Origin of the sequence: Pedobacter sp. R-06 (genome assembly GCF_049913135.1) — a bacterium.
In the GTDB taxonomy this organism is placed as follows: domain Bacteria; phylum Bacteroidota; class Bacteroidia; order Sphingobacteriales; family Sphingobacteriaceae; genus Pedobacter.
Map to the genome: position 1 here is coordinate 1,332,703 of NZ_CP183977.1, position 16,801 is coordinate 1,349,503.

At 39.2% G+C, this 16,801-nt stretch carries 14 protein-coding genes and 1 tRNA gene; 10 read left to right on the forward strand and 5 right to left on the reverse strand.

The genetic code is table 11. The annotated features are described in order from the left end of the window. Window positions 1-54 precede the first annotated feature (54 nt). The gene (locus ACN9MR_RS05705) at window positions 55-687 is read right to left on the reverse strand and encodes an acetyltransferase (RefSeq protein ID WP_426328642.1); all 633 of its coding nucleotides are present in this window, start codon (window positions 685-687) and stop codon (window positions 55-57) included. 234 nt (window positions 688-921) lie between these two features. Here ACN9MR_RS05705 and ACN9MR_RS05710 point away from each other — a divergent pair, with 234 nt between their 5' ends. Beyond that, complete coding sequence (locus ACN9MR_RS05710) at window positions 922-1,203, forward strand: hypothetical protein (protein WP_426328643.1); 282 nt, start codon at window positions 922-924, stop codon at window positions 1,201-1,203. Window positions 1,204-1,375: 172 nt separating this feature from the next. Here the strand turns inward: ACN9MR_RS05710 and ACN9MR_RS05715 are convergent, their stop codons facing one another. Then, a complete protein-coding gene (locus ACN9MR_RS05715; protein WP_426328644.1) occupies window positions 1,376-2,557 on the reverse strand; it encodes an AIR synthase related protein in 1,182 nt (393 codons plus the stop codon). A gap of 810 nt (window positions 2,558-3,367) precedes the next feature. Then, window positions 3,368-5,542 (reverse strand): glutamine synthetase III, encoded by a 2,175-nt coding sequence (locus ACN9MR_RS05720; protein WP_426328645.1) that lies wholly within the window; start codon window positions 5,540-5,542, stop codon window positions 3,368-3,370. A 202-nt stretch (window positions 5,543-5,744) separates the two neighbouring features. On the opposite strand from ACN9MR_RS05720, the gene ACN9MR_RS05725 reads away from it, so the two are divergent. Continuing rightward, window positions 5,745-6,593, forward strand: coding sequence for an energy transducer TonB (locus ACN9MR_RS05725; protein ID WP_426328646.1), 849 nt, complete (start codon window positions 5,745-5,747; stop codon window positions 6,591-6,593). Window positions 6,594-6,612: 19 nt separating this feature from the next. Then, window positions 6,613-6,963, forward strand: a complete 351-nt coding sequence (locus ACN9MR_RS05730; protein ID WP_426328647.1) for a hypothetical protein — start codon at window positions 6,613-6,615, stop codon at window positions 6,961-6,963. A gap of 806 nt (window positions 6,964-7,769) precedes the next feature. Here ACN9MR_RS05730 and purL read toward each other — a convergent pair. After that, window positions 7,770-11,453, reverse strand: coding sequence for a phosphoribosylformylglycinamidine synthase (gene purL, locus ACN9MR_RS05735; RefSeq protein ID WP_426328648.1), 3,684 nt, complete (start codon window positions 11,451-11,453; stop codon window positions 7,770-7,772). A gap of 293 nt (window positions 11,454-11,746) precedes the next feature. Here purL and ACN9MR_RS05740 point away from each other — a divergent pair, with 293 nt between their 5' ends. The 4 genes from ACN9MR_RS05740 to fbp all read left to right on the forward strand — a co-directional run bounded on the left by ACN9MR_RS05740 (window position 11,747) and on the right by fbp (window position 14,613). Then, entirely contained in the window at window positions 11,747-12,130 is a 384-nt protein-coding gene (locus tag ACN9MR_RS05740) for a VOC family protein (RefSeq protein WP_426328649.1), read from the forward strand. 1 nt (window position 12,131) lies between these two features. Beyond that, window positions 12,132-12,833 (forward strand): tRNA1(Val) (adenine(37)-N6)-methyltransferase, encoded by a 702-nt coding sequence (locus tag ACN9MR_RS05745; protein ID WP_426328650.1) that lies wholly within the window; start codon window positions 12,132-12,134, stop codon window positions 12,831-12,833. Window positions 12,834-13,022: 189 nt separating this feature from the next. Next, complete coding sequence (locus tag ACN9MR_RS05750) at window positions 13,023-13,514, forward strand: metallophosphoesterase family protein (RefSeq protein WP_426328651.1); 492 nt, start codon at window positions 13,023-13,025, stop codon at window positions 13,512-13,514. Window positions 13,515-13,533: 19 nt separating this feature from the next. Next, the gene (gene fbp, locus ACN9MR_RS05755; RefSeq protein ID WP_426328652.1) at window positions 13,534-14,613 is read left to right on the forward strand and encodes a class 1 fructose-bisphosphatase; all 1,080 of its coding nucleotides are present in this window, start codon (window positions 13,534-13,536) and stop codon (window positions 14,611-14,613) included. Between the two features lie 6 nt (window positions 14,614-14,619). On the opposite strand, the gene rnhA is transcribed toward fbp, so the two are convergent. Beyond that, entirely contained in the window at window positions 14,620-15,084 is a 465-nt protein-coding gene (rnhA, locus tag ACN9MR_RS05760) for a ribonuclease HI (RefSeq protein ID WP_426328653.1), read from the reverse strand. Between the two features lie 176 nt (window positions 15,085-15,260). On the opposite strand from rnhA, the gene ACN9MR_RS05765 reads away from it, so the two are divergent. The 3 genes from ACN9MR_RS05765 (at window position 15,261) to ACN9MR_RS05775 (ending at window position 16,746) form a co-directional block, all read left to right on the forward strand. After that, window positions 15,261-15,334 (forward strand) — tRNA-His (locus tag ACN9MR_RS05765). A gap of 135 nt (window positions 15,335-15,469) precedes the next feature. Next, window positions 15,470-15,802, forward strand: a complete 333-nt coding sequence (locus tag ACN9MR_RS05770) for a sterol desaturase family protein (protein ID WP_426330216.1) — start codon at window positions 15,470-15,472, stop codon at window positions 15,800-15,802. Window positions 15,803-15,954: 152 nt separating this feature from the next. Next, a complete protein-coding gene (locus ACN9MR_RS05775; protein ID WP_426328654.1) occupies window positions 15,955-16,746 on the forward strand; it encodes a heparin lyase I family protein in 792 nt (263 codons plus the stop codon). Window positions 16,747-16,801: the final 55 nt, after the last annotated feature.

Here is a 16,801-nt window from a genome sequence, read left to right on the forward strand (position 1 = left end):
ATTCGATCGGGGCTTTTTTGTTATAAAGCTGCTTATGAATTCAAACTATTCTGATCATACTTCTTTTTTTACCCTCGCTGGCACCCCCGCAACCATCACATGCGGTAGAACATCTTTTGTAACACAAGCTCCAGCAGCTACATAGGCTCCCTCTCCAATCGTTATACCAGGGATTATTGTTGCGCCAGATCCGATAAAAACACCTTCATTAACATGCACATTTCCGGCAATGGTTACGCCGGGAGAAATGGTCACGTAGTTTTCTAGTATGCAATCGTGACTGATGTTGCAGTTTGAATTAACAATACAGTGGTTACCGATACGTACATTTGCATTGATTACACAGCCCGGCGCAATACAGTTGCCATAACCGATTTTAATTGAAGGACTGATATAGCTGTTATGATGGATGATATTGATGAACTGATAGCCTTTGTTTTCTAACGGTTCAATGATAGATTTTCTTTCATAAGTGCCTATTGCACCAATTAATGCAATATTTAAAGCAATGGGATGTTTCTCTAAAAAGGATGGTAAAGAAATAACTGGCTTGGCTATATTTGGATGATTAATGGCATTATCCAGGTTTATTACATATCCTGCTAACTGATATTCGTTATCGCCATTTAAATATTCGCTAAGCTCTGTAGCATGTTTGCCTGCACCAAGAAGATATACATTGATCATAACGTTATTCCTATTTGGAGTAATTCATTTAAATCCAATATACATTTATATCAGCAAAATTAAATGATATACTGATAAAACTTAATAATGTATCGATAAAGATATAATGGTAGCTATCTGTGATATTAGATTAAATTATATTCTTAGCGATGTTTTTTTATTATAACTAAAACCATTTCTGCCAAAAAATGATTTTAATATTAGTCTATTTATTAAAAACTAATAGTTAAAACAATGAGCACTTCGAAACAGACCCATGATCATGCTACAATAAAAGCCTGGGCAGAACAACACAATGGTGTACCGGCGATGGTCGCTGATACAGCAAAATCCAATGGCGGAGGTATTTTAAGGATTCATTTCCCAGAACATAGCGACAGTTCTTCAGATTTAAAGGAAACGGATTGGGATACCTTTTTTAAAACCTTTGATGACAGCAAACTCGATTTTTTATATCAGGATAAAAAAGCAGATGGAGAGGAGAGTACCTTCCATAAATTTGTAGAACGCGGGTAATAAATAAAAGAGGCTGTATCATAAAGGCCATTTTTGTCCAGATGCTGTCATGTTGAGCCTGTCGAAACACCTTAAAGCGTATTTAAACAGGTCCTTCGACAAGCTCAGGATGACAAATCTATATTTATGATACAACTATGATACAACCTCTTTTTAAATTGTATCTTAATGCTTAGTTATAAACGAAAGTTCCTTTTTCGCTTTCGATGGTTACCTGTTTCTGGTCGCCTTTTTCTACACGACCGATAATCTGCGCATCGATATTAAAGCTTTTTGATATTTCGATAATGCTTTCGGCAATCTCCTGAGGAACATATAACTCCATACGGTGGCCCATATTAAATACTTTATACATTTCTTTCCAATCGGTACCCGATTGTTCCTGAATCAATTTGAAAAGTGGTGGGATAGGAAACAGGTTATCCTTGATGACGTGGATATCATCATTGATGAAATGTAACACCTTGGTTTGTGCACCACCACTACAATGTACAATACCATTGATCTGGCTACGATGGCTTTCTAAAATCCTTTTAATTACAGGTGCATAAGTACGCGTAGGGGATAATACCAATTTACCTACCGTAGTTTTGCCAAAACCTTCAATAGCTATTTCTTCTGTTAATTGCTTCTTTCCGGAGAAAACCAGATCGAATGGAACAGCCGGATCGAAACTTTCAGGATAAGTATTTGCTACTGTCTTATCGAAAACATCGTGACGGGCAGAGGTTAAACCGTTCGATCCCATACCGCCATTATATTCTGTTTCATAAGTGGCTTGTCCGGAAGACGCTAATGCCACAATTACGTCGCCAGGTTGAATGTTATCATTACTGATGATGTCTTCTCGCTTTAAGCGGCAGGTTACGGTAGAATCGACGATAATGGTCCTCACTAAGTCGCCAACATCGGCAGTTTCGCCGCCGGTAGAATAAATCGACATGCCTTGTTCGCGCAGATCTGCTAAAATTTCTTCTGTACCATTAATTACAGCAGCAATCACTTCGCCCGGGATCAGGTTTTTATTCCTTCCAATGGTTGAGGATAATAAAATGTTATCGGTAGCACCAACGCAGATTAAATCGTCGATATTCATGATGATGGCATCTTGTGCAATACCTTTCCAAACCGAAATATCTCCGGTTTCTTTCCAGTATACGTAAGCTAAAGAAGATTTGGTGCCTGCGCCATCTGCATGCATGATATTACAATAGTCCTCCTCACCACCTAAAATGTCGGGGATGATTTTGCAGAATGCTTTAGGGAAAATTCCTTTATCGATATTTTTGATGGCATTGTGCACATCTTCTTTTGAGGCAGAAACGCCACGTTGATTGTACCTGTTATCACTCATGTTGGCGCAAAGATAAGGTTTTAAGGGGAAAGACTAAAGCTAAATACTTAAGGTTTTTTATGGCTAAATGGCAAGGCTTTTTTATCACCTAAGGCCCCTGAGTTTGTTTACCACGAAGGCACAAAGCACACAAAGGTTTAAAGTTGTAGAAGGTAGTTTTGTTTTTTTTGAAAGTGAGTGCCCGTTTTTCATGGCGGTCTGCAGCCCCGCTTTTCCTCTCCCGACGTAAAGTCGGGATCGTACAATCGGACTTAGGTACAGCGGGTTGGTTCGTTGTGGCTGGTTTTCTCCTGCAAAGGCCCAATATCGTTAAGTTGAGTGCCGCGGTTGTCCGTCTGTCCAAAGGACTCCTGTGGAGAGCGTAGTCGAAGACTTCTTGGTTAATCAATCGCGAATAAATGCCCTTCGACTACGCTCAGGGTAACAACTTTTTGAGATTTGTCCCTTAATGCCATTATGCACAGGCCTATCAGAAATAAACCTGATTGCATGGATGCTGTAAGCGATGAATTAAAAACTAGCGAAAACTTTACAGCAGGAAGGAAAGCAGGACTGGATTAACCGATGCGCATTGATATTGCTTTCCAAAAAAAAAGCTTTACCCAGCGTAAACCACTTTTCGATTGGATCCTGAACCAAGTTCAGGAGGACGTTGTGGAGGGATAACAGTAATCAATTTTAATAATTAACCAATTAACCAGTTTTCAGTTGGCAGATTGCTAAACCAATGAATCAATTACTAACGAACCAACAAAAAAGGGCGTAAAGTTAAACCTTACGCCCTATACCTTAAACCTTACGGCTTAAAATCTATTTCATGAATAATAATTCTCTGAATTTTGGTAAAGGCCAAACGCTATCGTCAACAATCTGCTCTAATTTATCAGCGTGGTAACGGATGATATCGAAGTAAGATTTAACTTTCTCATCGTAAGCAATCGCTTTCTCGCGGGTATCTTCGATTTTGTTGGTTAATTTACGTTCTTCTAACATCGCATCGATATTGGTTTTAACAATTTCTAAATGCTCTGATAATTTTTTAACGATATCGATAGAAACTTTGCTATCTACACCAATTGCTTTTAATCCCTGTACGTTTTCGATTAAAGCGTTTTGGTAAGCAATTGCAGCCGGGATAATGGCAGTGTTAGCCACTTCGCCCATTACGCGTGCTTCGATCTGTAGTTTTTTATAGAAGTTTTCTAACATGATTTCATGACGGGCATGAATCTCACGTGCGCTATAAATACCTGTTGTTGCAAATAACTCAGCAGATTTTTCAGTTAAATATGCATCTAAAGCTTTTGGAGTAGTTTTGATGTTTGATAAACCGCGTGTTGCAGCTTCATCTTCCCATTCCTGGCTGTAACCATTGCCTTCGAAACGGATACCTTTAGATTCTTTGATGTATTTTTTGATCACTGTTAATAAAGCGATGTCTTTTTTATCACCTTTTTTGATCAATTTATCAACTTCAACTTTAAATTTAACCAATTGCTCAGCTACGATTGCGTTTAGGATCGTCATTGGTGCAGAAGAGTTTGCTGAAGATCCAACAGCTCTAAGCTCAAATTTGTTACCTGTAAATGCGAACGGAGAAGTACGGTTACGGTCGGTATTATCTAATAAAATCTGAGGGATTTTAGGGATACCTAACCAAAGTGCGTTATCTTCTTTGATTTTTTTGCTGATACGTGAGTGCTCAATCTCATCTAATACATCGTTCAACTGAGAACCTAAGAAGATAGAGATAATTGCAGGTGGCGCTTCGTTAGCACCTAAACGGTGATCGTTGCTTACTGATGCAATACTTGCACGTAATAAATCGGCATGCTCGCTAACGGCTTTAATTGTGTTTACAAAGAAAGCAAGGAACATTAAGTTGTTTTTAGGTGTTTTACCTGGTGCCAATAAGTTTTTACCGGTATCGGTAATTAGCGACCAGTTGTTGTGTTTACCTGATCCGTTGATACCTGCGTATGGTTTTTCGTGTAACAATACACGGAAATGGTGACGACGGGCAACTTTTTCCATCAAATCCATCAATAATTGATTGTGATCGATAGCCAGGTTGATTTCTTCATAAATCGGTGCACACTCAAACTGAGATGGTGCAACCTCATTGTGACGGGTTTTTAAAGGAATACCTAATTTTAAAGCTTCGTTTTCGAAATCTACCATGTAGCTGAATACGCGCTCAGGGATAGAACCGAAATAATGATCTTCTAATTGTTGGCCTTTAGCAGACATGTGTCCGAATAAAGCACGGCCTGTTAATAATAAATCGGGACGAGCATTGAACAATGACTCATCAACCAGGAAATATTCTTGTTCGATACCTAAAGAAGCATTTACTTTAGTAATGCTTTTATCGAAATATTGGCAAACATCAACAGCAGCTTTATCAAGCGCAGCTAATGCTTTTAATAAAGGTGCTTTATAATCCAAGGCTTCTCCGGTATATGATACGAATACAGTAGGGATACATAGTGTTTTACCTGCTTTGCTTTCCATGATGAACGCTGGAGAAGAAGGATCCCAAGCAGTATAACCACGAGCTTCGAAAGTATTACGGATACCACCGTTAGGGAAACTGGAAGCATCTGGCTCTTGTTGAACTAATGCGCTACCAGCAAATTTCTCGATCGCTCCATCGCCACTTGGCTCAAAAAATGAATCATGTTTTTCTGCAGTTGTACCAGTTAATGGCTGGAACCAGTGCGTATAGTGCGTTGCGCCAGCACTCATTGCCCACGCTTTCATAGCGGTTGCAATTTGGTTGGCATCGTCAGAATTAATTAACTCACCCTGGTTGATAGATGATATTAATTTTTCATATACGTCCTTAGATAAGAAATCTCTCATTTTTCTCTTATCAAATACATTAGCGCCAAAAAAGTCAGAAATTTTTGCTGCTGGTGCTTTAACTTCTGGTGAAATTCTGTTTTGAGCCTCTTTTAATGCGATGGTTCTTAAGCTTTTCATTAATTTGTTATGTTTTTTGTCAAAAATAGTATATTTTATTAATTCTCGTAAAAGAATCGTATTATTTTTATCAATTTTATTGAAAATGAAATAAAAAAATGTTTTTCAGATGAAAAATTTCATTTTTTGTAAAGAAAATAGATTTTTTAAATGTTTTATGGAATTGCTGATTTTGCCGCATCATGCTATAAAACTAAAAGCTATGTTCAACTCTTTAATTAACGTATACAAAACCGAGTGGCTCGATCTTGTATTTGCAGACCGCAACAAAAACTATGGTGCTTATGAATTAAGGTCTAAATCTTCGTCGATTATGACAAGAGCACTTTTCGTATCTGGAAGCCTGTTTATCTTGTTGTGTTTCTCTCCCTTAATTTATGCTAAACTGTTTCCAAAAGAAGAGGTAGCTGTAGAAATTGCAAGGCCTGTTGATTTAACTAAAGTAATCCACGAGATGAAACCAAAAACTCCTGAACCAGAGAAAAAGGTAGAACCTGCAAAAGCTGATCCGGTAAAGGTTAAAACAATAGCGCTTCCATCGCAAGTAGTAGTGGTTAATAAAATAGAGCTTCCACCTCCTCCAACAGTTGATGATATAAAATTGGCAGTAATCAGCACTAAAACACAAGATGGTGTTGTTGCTCCTAATGCAGTTTTAACCGATAATAAGGGTAGTGGGGATGGAAATGGGATAGTTAAGGAAGGTACAGAAAATGGTGATCCGAACGCTATTTTAACTATTGGTGGAGTAGATGAATATCCTGAGTTTAACGGTGGTGCAAAAGCCTGGTCTAAATATATGGAACGTAACTTAAGGTACCCATCAAGAGCACAGGAGGAAGGTGCTGGAGGAAAAGTATTTGTAAGCTTTGTAGTAGAGAAAGATGGTTCGATTACCGATGTATCCGTAATTAAGGGGATTGGGTTTGGCTGTGATGAAGAAGCCATTAAAGTAATTAAAAAATCGCCGTTATGGAAACCAGGAAAGAATAAAGGTGTGCCTGTTCGTGTAAGGTATAATATGGCGATTAACTTTCAGATTGCTAATTAAACTAACTAAAGTAGTTAAGATGAAAAAGCTCGTTCCAATATTTATCTTTCTCTGTTTTGCAGCTGTACAATTAAATGCTAAGGCTAAAATAGTAGTAGATAGTGCGAAAGTGTACAGCATTAAGCTGGCTAATGCCGACTTAAAGCGGGGGAGCGTGAAGTTTCTGCTTCGTGGTGGTATCGTATCTACTTATGTTAAAGGACAGGAAATATTTGAAAAGAAATATGGTATGGCTTATTCTGAATTTGGCTGTGTAATGCCTTTAAATATTTCTATTAATGATTATAACAAAGTAGTCGCTTCTTTTATGGACCGTAAATATGGAAAGGGTTGGCGAAAGGAAGTGAGGAAAGATATTCAGGGGATTTAGGGAGATAAATTCATCACCCTGAACTTGTTTCAGGGGCTACCCACAAGAAAAGATGCTGAAACAAGTTCAGCATGACGACAACGCTCTCCATAGGAGTCCTTTGGACAGGATGACACCTCGGTGAAAATACGTAAATGAATTTTCTATTAATGCTCTTATAGAAAAATGTGAGGTTGGGTAAATTGAAACGGTCTGGGCGAAAGCTCAGACCTTTTTTTGTGTTAGTGGACCGTTAGTCTGTCCCAGTTTTATCAAAAGCGGAACGGAAATATATCTATAAAAGCTGCCACTACCGCTAAATATTTATTGTTGGCTTTTTGAAAAGCAAGACCAGAACCTTTTTGTCATTACAGTCCCGCCCTTTGTTTCAAATCCTCGCCCTCGTACCTCAGACTGCGGGTTTTCCACTTCGGTCGGGTTTAGGTGGCAAGGCTGGTCGTGCTATTAAAGGTTTAACCTGGGGGCAGAAACAAGTCTTATGTCGAAGGGCAGGTTTTTGTTCAATAAACCCGACAGAGCGGTTAGCCCGCAGTGGAGTGCAACGTAACGAGGACTATAAGCGATGGCGGGTGTACAGCGGCTATGAAAGGCGGAACGCTCATGTGATGATAAAATAAATCATTTAGAATAATACAAAAAAAACTGTCATTTCGACTAAAGCTTACCGGTTTAAGCATCTGTTATTATTTATCATGGTATGCATGCTTGTTTCACAGGATAGATATCGGGTCCGCTCGAGATGACGAATGTGTTTAAACAAAAAATGGATGACGGTTTTAATTCCATCATCCATTTTACATCTTCTATTATCCTTTATTCTCTATCCATTTTCTGGCATTTACAAAAGCTTCCATCCAAGGTGAAACTTCGTCTTTGCGGCCTTGTGGGTAATTTGCCCAGTGCCATTGGAACAATGAACGCTCAATATGCGGCATCATAACCAGGTGGCGGCCAGTTTCGTCACATAACATTGCGGTATTGTAATCTGATCCATTCGGACTGGCCGGGTAGGTTTCATAAGCATATTTGGCTACGATTTTATATTTATCTTCTGCGTATGGCAATGAGAACCTTCCTTCGCCATGCGATACCCAAACGCCTAAAGTGCTTCCGGCTAGCGTAGATAACATGACCGAATTGTTTTCTTGTAAGGTTAACGAGGTGAAAATACTTTCGTGCTTGCCACTTTTGTTGTGGAGCATTTTAGGTTTTTCTTCATGGTCTTTGTTAATTAAGCCGAGCTCTACAAATAACTGACAACCATTACAAACCCCAACAGATAAAGTATCAGGACGGGCAAAGAATTTTTCTAATGCTACCCTTGCTTTTTCGTTGTATAAAAATGCACCTGCCCAACCCTTGGCCGATCCTAAAACATCAGAGTTAGAGAAACCACCAACTGCACCGATAAACTGGATGTCTTCTAAAGTTTCTCTTCCGGTAATTAAATCGGTCATGTGTACGTCTTTCACATCAAAACCTGCCAAATACATGGCATTGGCCAGTTCGCGCTCAGAGTTACTTCCTTTTTCGCGGATAATGGCTGCTTTTGGTCGTGGCTTAGTCGGATCGATTACAGGTTTCTTTCCATCAAATTGTAATGGGAAAGTGTAATTTAAAACATGGTTTTTGTAATTGTCGTAGCGCTCTTTCGCTAAGCCATTACCGGTTTGTTTGCTATCTAATAAGTATGAAGTTTTAAACCAAACATCACGTAAATGGTCTATATCAAAGCTGAAGCTATCAGCAGCATTTTTAACTTCCAATTTAGCTGATGAAGCTACTTCACCAATTTTGTGGTAAGCAACGCCTGCTTTTGCAAAGGTTTCTTCAACTGAAGCGTCAGCCTGGAAAACGATACCAATGTTTTCTGCAAATAATACTTTAATGCTATCAGCTTCTGCTAGTGAAGACAAATCGATCGAAGCACCTAAGTCGCGGTCGGCAAAACACATTTCCAATAAAGTTGTGATTAAACCACCGCTACCAATATCGTGACCTGCCTGGATTTTGTCAGCTTTGATTAATTGCTGTAATGTGTTGAAAGCCGTTTTAAATTGATCAGCACCTTTAACATCAGGTGTTTCTGTACCGATTTTGTTTAAAATCTGTGCAAAAGACGAACCACCTAATTTATAGGTATCGTTAGAAAGGTTGATGTAATAAATTGATCCGCCGTTTTTTTGAAGCACAGGCTCAACAACTTTAGTTATGTCGTCGCAATTTGCTCCGGCAGAAATAATTACCGTGCCCGGCGCAATTACATCACCATCTTTGTATTTCTGTTTCATCGATAATGAGTCTTTTCCGGTTGGGATATTGATTCCTAAATCGATGGCAAAATCAGAACAAGCTTTTACCGCTGCATATAAACGGGCATCTTCACCTTCGTTTTTACAGGCCCACATCCAGTTGGCAGAAAGTGAAACACTTTTTAAGCCATCTTTTAACGGTGCCCAAACGATATTCGAAAGTGATTCTGCAATCGCATTGCGGCTACCCGCTGCAGGATCGATCAAGGCTGAAAGTGGTGCATGGCCAACTGAAGTGGCAATACCTTCTTTTCCCTGAAAATCTAAAGCCATTACACCACAGTTGTTCAATGGTAACTGTAACGGACCTGCACATTGCTGTTTAGCTACACGGCCACCCACGCAACGGTCTACTTTATTGGTTAACCAATCTTTAGATGCAACCGCTTCCAATTGAAGCACCTGTTCTAAATAGGTGTTTAATTCGACTTTATTATATTCAACAGCTTCATACTTACGATCGATGGTTTGATCATCCATTACAATTTTTGGTGAACTGCCAAACATGGCGGCCAATTCAAAATCCATAGGTTTTAAACCTGTTGTTGCAGATTTAAAGGTAAAACGGTGATCGCCGGTTACTTTACCCACGGTATACATTGGCGAGCGTTCGCGGTCGGCTATTTTTTGTAAGGTTTCGATATGATCGTTGCCGATTACCAAACCCATTCTTTCCTGCGATTCGTTACCGATAATTTCCTTAGCTGAAAGGGTAGGGTCGCCCACCGGCAGTTTATCAAGGTCTATTAAACCTCCGGTTTCTTCAACCAGTTCTGATAAGCAGTTTAAGTGACCGCCTGCACCATGATCGTGGATAGAGATAATCGAATTGTGATCGCTTTCTACCATACCGCGTACCGCATTTGCAGCACGTTTTTGCATTTCAGGATTTGATCGCTGGATGGCGTTTAATTCAATTCCACTTCCGTGCTGACCAGTATCTGCAGATGAAACGGCTGCACCGCCCATCCCGATCCTATAATTTTCTCCACCCAGAATAACGATGTTATCGCCTTCTTTTGGTTTAAGTTTTTGTGCCTGGCTGGCTTTACCGTAACCGACACCACCCGCTAGCATAATTACTTTGTCGAAACCTAATTTTCTGCTGTTTTCTTCATGTTCGAAAGTTAAAACGGAACCCGTAATAAGCGGTTGACCGAATTTATTTCCAAAATCTGTGGCACCGTTTGATGCTTTGATCAGGATATCCATTGGGGTTTGGTACAACCATGCTCTTTCTTCAACACCTTTTTCCCAAGGGCGGTTATCTTCTAAACGCGAAAGCGCAGTCATGTAAACAGCAGTTCCTGCTAAAGGCAATGAACCTTGTCCACCTGCCAAACGGTCTCTGATTTCGCCACCCGAACCTGTTGCTGCACCATTAAAAGGCTCAACAGTAGTAGGGAAATTATGGGTTTCTGCTTTTAATGAGATGACCGATTCGAAATCGCTTGTCGTATAATAATCAGGTTCATCGGCACGTTTAGGTGCAAATTGCAGCACTTTTGGCCCTTTGATAAAAGCTACGTTATCTTTATAGGCTGAAACAATATCGTTAGGGTTTTCTTCTGATGTTTTGCGGATGAGTTTAAACAAAGAAGTAGGTTGTTCTACGCCATCGATTACGAATTTGCCATTGAAAATTTTATGGCGGCAGTGTTCCGAATTTACCTGAGAGAAACCAAAAACTTCAGAATCGGTTAACGGTCTTTCTAATTTTTGCGCTAAAGTATTTAAATATTCAACTTCTTCATCACTTAAAGAAAGTCCTTCTTGTTTGTTGTAAGCAGCAATATCAGTAATTTCTAAAATCGGTTCAGGTTTAATATTGATGGTATATACCTCCTGATCGAGCTTGTTGTATTTTTGAGAAAGCATCGGGTCGTAATCAGCAAAACTTTCTTCAACCTGCTTAAACTCTTCAATCCTGATGATTCCCTGCATGTCCATGTTTTGGGTAATCTCCACTGCGTTGGTACTCCACGGAGTAATCATTGCTGCTCTTGGTCCAACGAAAAAGCCTGTTAAAGCTGTTTCTTGCGAGATTTTGGCACCGCCAAATAACCATTCAAGTTTAGTAATATCAGTGGTAGAAAGCGCTTTGTCTGTTTGTAGAACAAAAATCGCCTGCGATTGCCCTTCGACAGGCTCAGGATGACAAGAGAAAAAATGAATCATGCTTTTTTTTTGAAGTTGCAAAAATAGCGTTAAAAATTTAAAAAGCTCATTGTAGCGTACAATATAATTGCGCTTTTATTACTTTTGACATTAATGTAGCGCGCAGACCGTCATTTCGAGCGGACCCGATAGCTATCGGTGCAACGCAGTCGAGAAATCTGTCAAGGTAGATCTCTCCTCCGAAGGAGTTCCCTTGGAACACTCCGCGATGCTTCGGTCGAGATGACGACTTTATTTAGAAGAAATCTTATGGAATTGAGGCTGCAAATGTATTTCTTATTAAAATCAAATTTATGTTCAATAAAATACACCACATTGCCATTATCTGCTCAGATTACGAAAAATCTAAAGATTTTTATGTGAATAAATTGGGTTTTACCGTTTTGGCAGAGGTTTACCGGGCTGAAAGAAAGTCGTATAAATTGGATCTTGCAGTAAATGGTGTATATCAGATCGAGCTGTTTTCTTTCGAAAACCCTCCTGTAAGGCCATCACGACCAGAAGCGCAGGGTTTGCGCCATCTGGCTTTCGAGGTTGATGATATTGAAAAAGAGATTTCGCGTTTAAATGATCATGGCATTGTTACCGAGCCGATCCGCATTGATGAATTTACCGATAAGCGGTTTACTTTTTTTGCTGATCCTGATGGTTTGCCTTTAGAGTTGTACGAAATTTAGGATGAGTATTTTCAAGTTCAAACAGTTTGAAGTCGACCAAACGGGTTGCGCCATGAGGATTAATACCGATGGCGTATTGCTTGGCGCAACAGTTAAGCATGCTTCACCTGCAACTATATTGGATATCGGAACAGGAACCGGTGTGATTGCATTGATGTTGGCGCAACGTTTTCCCGAAGCAAACATACATGCTGTAGAAATCGATCAGCAGGCTGCGGAAACCGCTGAAAAAAATTTTCAGTTTTCAGTTTTCAGTGAGCGGTTAACCATTAACCACACATCAATTGAACAATATGAGTATGCTCGGCAATTCGATCTGATTGTCTCTAATCCCCCTTTTTTTGTAAATGATTTAAAAAGTGAAGAGTTTAGGAAAGGAATAGCCCGGCATGCGGATGAAGACTTTTTTAGCATGCTCATTAAAAAATCGAGTAGGTTATTGGCAGATGAAGGTATGATTTGGTTAATCCTTCCGGTAAAACAAGCAGATGAGGTTATTGGTATTTCAGCGCATTATAATTTATCGCTTGCAGAGCGGATCCATATTCATTCTGATCAAAACAAACCGACCTTTAGACAAATAATCTGTTTGAAAAAGGGCGAAACAGTTTTAAGAGAAAGAGACTTTAATATTTATGAATCTTTAAAACAGCACACAACAGCTTATAAAGAATTGCTGAAGGATTTTTTCCTGGCCTTTTAGCTTAGGGTTCTAGGATGGATGGAAGGGTAGGTACAATGGTAACATTGTATAATCATTACGGTGCTTTTTTATCATAATTAATCACCATTTTTAAAAGATTTGTCAATTGTTGGAGGGTTTATTTTAGCGAAAAGTGGTTGAAAGATTTTGCTAATCCTGTAAATTACGGGGCACAATTAAGTTTACATAATGAAAAAAATAGGATTAATTTCTGATACCCATGGTTTTTTAGATGATGCGGTTTTTAAACACTTCGACGGTGTGGATGAGATTTGGCATGCCGGCGATTTTGGACCTGATGTTGCCGAACCTCTGGCCGCATTTAAACCTTTGCGCGGGGTATTCGGAAATATAGATGATAGTGCGATTAGAGCGGAGTTTCCAGAGCAAAATCGATTTAGCTGCGAAAGGGTTGATGTTTGGATGACACATATAGGTGGATATCCGGGAAGATATTCATCTTATGTTAAGCCTGAAATATACACTAACCCTCCGAAATTATTTATTACAGGGCACTCGCATATTTTAAAAGTAATGTACGATGAAAAAATAAAATGTCTGCATATAAACCCCGGTGCGGCAGGAAAACACGGCTGGCACAAAGTGAGAACCCTCATCCGTTTTTGCATAACTGATGAAAATATTCATACCTTAGAGGTTATAGAGTTATCGGGTAGATAATGTAAAATTTACACTAAGTATGGTTTGTGGCGTTAAAACACTAGGACAATTTATTATAGAAAAACAAGCAGATTTCCCATATGCTAAGGGCGAACTTTCGAGGTTATTGAGGGATATTGGTATTGCTGCAAAAATTGTAAACCGCGAAATTAATAAAGCGGGTTTGGTTGATATTTTGGGCGATATGGGAACCACGAATATTCAGGGTGAAGAGCAAAAAAAACTTGATGTTTATGCTGATGAACAGTTTATTGCTGCATTAACCAGTGGTGGCGAATGCTGTATTGTAGCTACCGAAGAAGAAGATGAAATTATCCATATCGAGTCGCCTGTTTCTCAAAACGCCAAGTATATCGTCTGTATCGATCCGCTAGATGGTTCATCCAATACGGATGTAAATGTCGCTGTAGGGACAATTTTCTCTATTTACCGCAGAAAATCGGTTGATGGCAGAGCCAGTATAACTGATGTATTACAAAAAGGTACCGAGCAGGTAGCTGCAGGTTATATTATTTATGGTTCATCTACCATGCTGGTTTATACCACAGGGAAGGGCGTTAATGGTTTTACATTAGACCCATCAATTGGTGAGTTCTGTCTTTCACACCCCCAGATGAAAATACCTGAAACAGGTTATATGTATTCGGTAAACGAAGGAAATTATGTTCACTTTCCAGATGGTGTTAAAAAATATATTAAATACTGCCAGGTAGAGGATGAGGCTACCAAACGCCCATATACATCGCGTTATATTGGCTCAATGGTTGGAGATATCCATCGGAATTTAATTAAAGGCGGAATTTATATTTACCCAACCACTTCGCGCTCCCCTAATGGGAAATTGAGGTTGTTGTATGAATGTAACCCGATGTCTTTTATTATTGAGCAGGCTGGGGGCAAAGCCAGCACAGGTTTTGATCGTATACTCGAAATTGAACCTACAGAATTGCATCAGCGGGTTCCGATTTTTATCGGGTCAAAACATATGGTAGAAAAGGCTGAAGAAATGATGTTGTTGTATACAGCAAAATCACTCTCAATTGATACCAATGTAGAAACGAAACTAGAGAATTTAAATGTAGTTGGCGGAATTGATTAATATTAACTAAACCTTACTTCGCTCTGCTTCAAAAAAAGTATCTATAGCCAGGTTTTGTTTGTCTTGCGAGGCAAAAACAGCTAAACGGTCGCAACGCTCATTCTCCGGATGGTCGTTGTGACCTTTAATCCAGATGAATTTCACTTTGTGGAGTTTATACAGTTCCAGGAATCTCAACCACAGGTCTTTGTTTTTTTTATCCTTAAAATTTTTGGTTGCCCAACCAAAAACCCATTTCTTCTCCACAGCATCTACTACATATTTCGAATCAGAGTAAACGGTTACCTGTTGATTTAAGCTTTTTAACGCTTCTAATCCTTTTATTACAGCCAATAGTTCCATGCGGTTATTCGTGGTCATTCTAAAGCCGCCACTTAATTCCTTATAGTGCTGTCCTGCCCTTAAAATTGTACCCCAACCACCTGGTCCTGGGTTTCCGCTAGCTGCTCCGTCTGTATAAATTTCGATCATAAACGCCGTAAAGTTATGTTTTTAGGTTCAAAATAGCTTGTTTTATCTGCTTCTGAAATTTTTTTTCAATTTCAAATAATTGAATGTTAAGGAATTAAAAATTAGTTGTAAAAACTTTGAAAAAAATATTTGCACGGAATATTAAAAGTCGTACTTTTGTGACATCAAAAAACACGGTGGCTGTAGCTCAGTTGGTTAGAGTATTGGTTTGTGGTGCCGAGGGTCGTGGGTTCGAGCCCCATCAGCCACCCTTGACGGGGCAAAGAGTTTTTAACAACTTTTTGCCCCTTCTTTTTTTTCTTCTAACTTGTTTTTAATCAGGTAGATTCGACTAAATGTTTCCGTCATTTCAGCGGTTCGATGTTGTACGTTCCATGGACCTCGTATTCATTTCATAGCGGCATGGATAGAAGGAGGAGTGCTTATTGCAATTTTGCTTCTAATTCCGATGCATCGTTTGGCAATAGAAATGTTTGTGCTATCTTCTTTCACCATCAATGTGTATGGACATTTAGGGTATGAAGTGGCACCCAAATGGTTCAGAAACAGCATTCTTTTTGAGGTTTTGAATACTTCTGTTCATCACAACCTTCATCATCATAAATTTAAGGGTAACTATGGGCTATATTTTAGAGTGTGGGATAGGTTATTGAAAACCGAATATCCAGACTATGTGAAAGAATACGACAGGATTCAACAAAATAGGTTTGGTGCCTGATCCGATTAATATGGGAATTATCATGCGCCGAAACCCGATCCCGTTTTAGCGCAATTACTTGCTAATCTAGTTGATTAATTAGCCTATAGTGCAGAATAATGAACTGAAATAAGGCGCTAAATTTAGCTATTACTAACCAAAATAATAACCTTATGAGAATTTTTAAATCAGTAATTCTGGCGTTTGCCTGCGCCACTGTATTGCAGTATGGCTGCAAAAAACAAACTACAAATGAGTTTCAGGCTGAAGAGATTAAAAATGACGTTAAGATGGAAACGCCTTCTGGAGGAGTACAAATTATGTCTGTACTTTTTAACGGTGATGCCTCTAACGGATCGGCCAATGTATGGAAAGACATTAACATTGAAGGCACAGGAACGGTGACTACCGTAAATGATGAGACGGGCACCCTAACCTGGAAATTTTTAAAACCTGCTGACAGCCACAGGACAGAAGGACATGGCGCCAAAAACTACGAGGCTCAGGATGGAGATGAAATATACATAGGTTGGACCAGTAAAATCTATATGCCAACAACATTAAAAACGGAGGCCATATTTCAATGGAAATCCTATCCAACTGACGGATCACTACAAAATCATCCTCTCATGCTCAGAACCAAATCAGGAAATCTTGAATTACAACATTTCGACGACAACCATGTAGCCACAGTACCGTGGTCGACTACATTGGCTGTAAACACCTGGCTTAAATTCGTTATCCGGATGAAAGTATCCAGAGATCCTGCGGTGGGTTATATAGAGTTCTGGTACAATGGCGTTAAACAAACCCTTGCAAATGGTAGCCAGCGGTTATATTGCAGAACTTTAGATGTCGATTATTGTGACCCGAAATGGGGAGTATATGGGGGCGATTCTTCGCAGGCAACGCATTTTGTCAAAAAAATAAGAATCGGTACAACTTATGCCGATGCAGCACAATAAATTAAATGTAAAAAAAGACAAGCTATTCGGCTTGTCTTTTCTTATATTTCTTTAT

Excerpts from the sequence above, each read along its gene's own strand:
- ACN9MR_RS05715 (WP_426328644.1), bottom strand. The coding sequence starts at position 2,557 with ATGAGTGATAACAGGTACAATCAACGTGGCGTTTCTGCCTCAAAAGAA.
- ACN9MR_RS05705 (WP_426328642.1), bottom strand. The coding sequence starts at position 687 with ATGATCAATGTATATCTTCTTGGTGCAGGCAAACATGCTACAGAGCTT.
- ACN9MR_RS05775 (WP_426328654.1), top strand. The coding sequence starts at position 15,955 with ATGAGAATTTTTAAATCAGTAATTCTGGCGTTTGCCTGCGCCACTGTA.
- ACN9MR_RS05720 (WP_426328645.1), bottom strand. The coding sequence starts at position 5,542 with ATGAAAAGCTTAAGAACCATCGCATTAAAAGAGGCTCAAAACAGAATT.
- rnhA (WP_426328653.1), bottom strand. The coding sequence starts at position 15,084 with ATGATCGAAATTTATACAGACGGAGCAGCTAGCGGAAACCCAGGACCA.
- purL (WP_426328648.1), bottom strand. The coding sequence starts at position 11,453 with ATGATTCATTTTTTCTCTTGTCATCCTGAGCCTGTCGAAGGGCAATCG.
- ACN9MR_RS05740 (WP_426328649.1), top strand. The coding sequence starts at position 11,747 with ATGTTCAATAAAATACACCACATTGCCATTATCTGCTCAGATTACGAA.
- ACN9MR_RS05745 (WP_426328650.1), top strand. The coding sequence starts at position 12,132 with ATGAGTATTTTCAAGTTCAAACAGTTTGAAGTCGACCAAACGGGTTGC.
- ACN9MR_RS05750 (WP_426328651.1), top strand. The coding sequence starts at position 13,023 with ATGAAAAAAATAGGATTAATTTCTGATACCCATGGTTTTTTAGATGAT.
- fbp (WP_426328652.1), top strand. The coding sequence starts at position 13,534 with ATGGTTTGTGGCGTTAAAACACTAGGACAATTTATTATAGAAAAACAA.
- ACN9MR_RS05710 (WP_426328643.1), top strand. The coding sequence starts at position 922 with ATGAGCACTTCGAAACAGACCCATGATCATGCTACAATAAAAGCCTGG.
- ACN9MR_RS05730 (WP_426328647.1), top strand. The coding sequence starts at position 6,613 with ATGAAAAAGCTCGTTCCAATATTTATCTTTCTCTGTTTTGCAGCTGTA.
- ACN9MR_RS05725 (WP_426328646.1), top strand. The coding sequence starts at position 5,745 with ATGTTCAACTCTTTAATTAACGTATACAAAACCGAGTGGCTCGATCTT.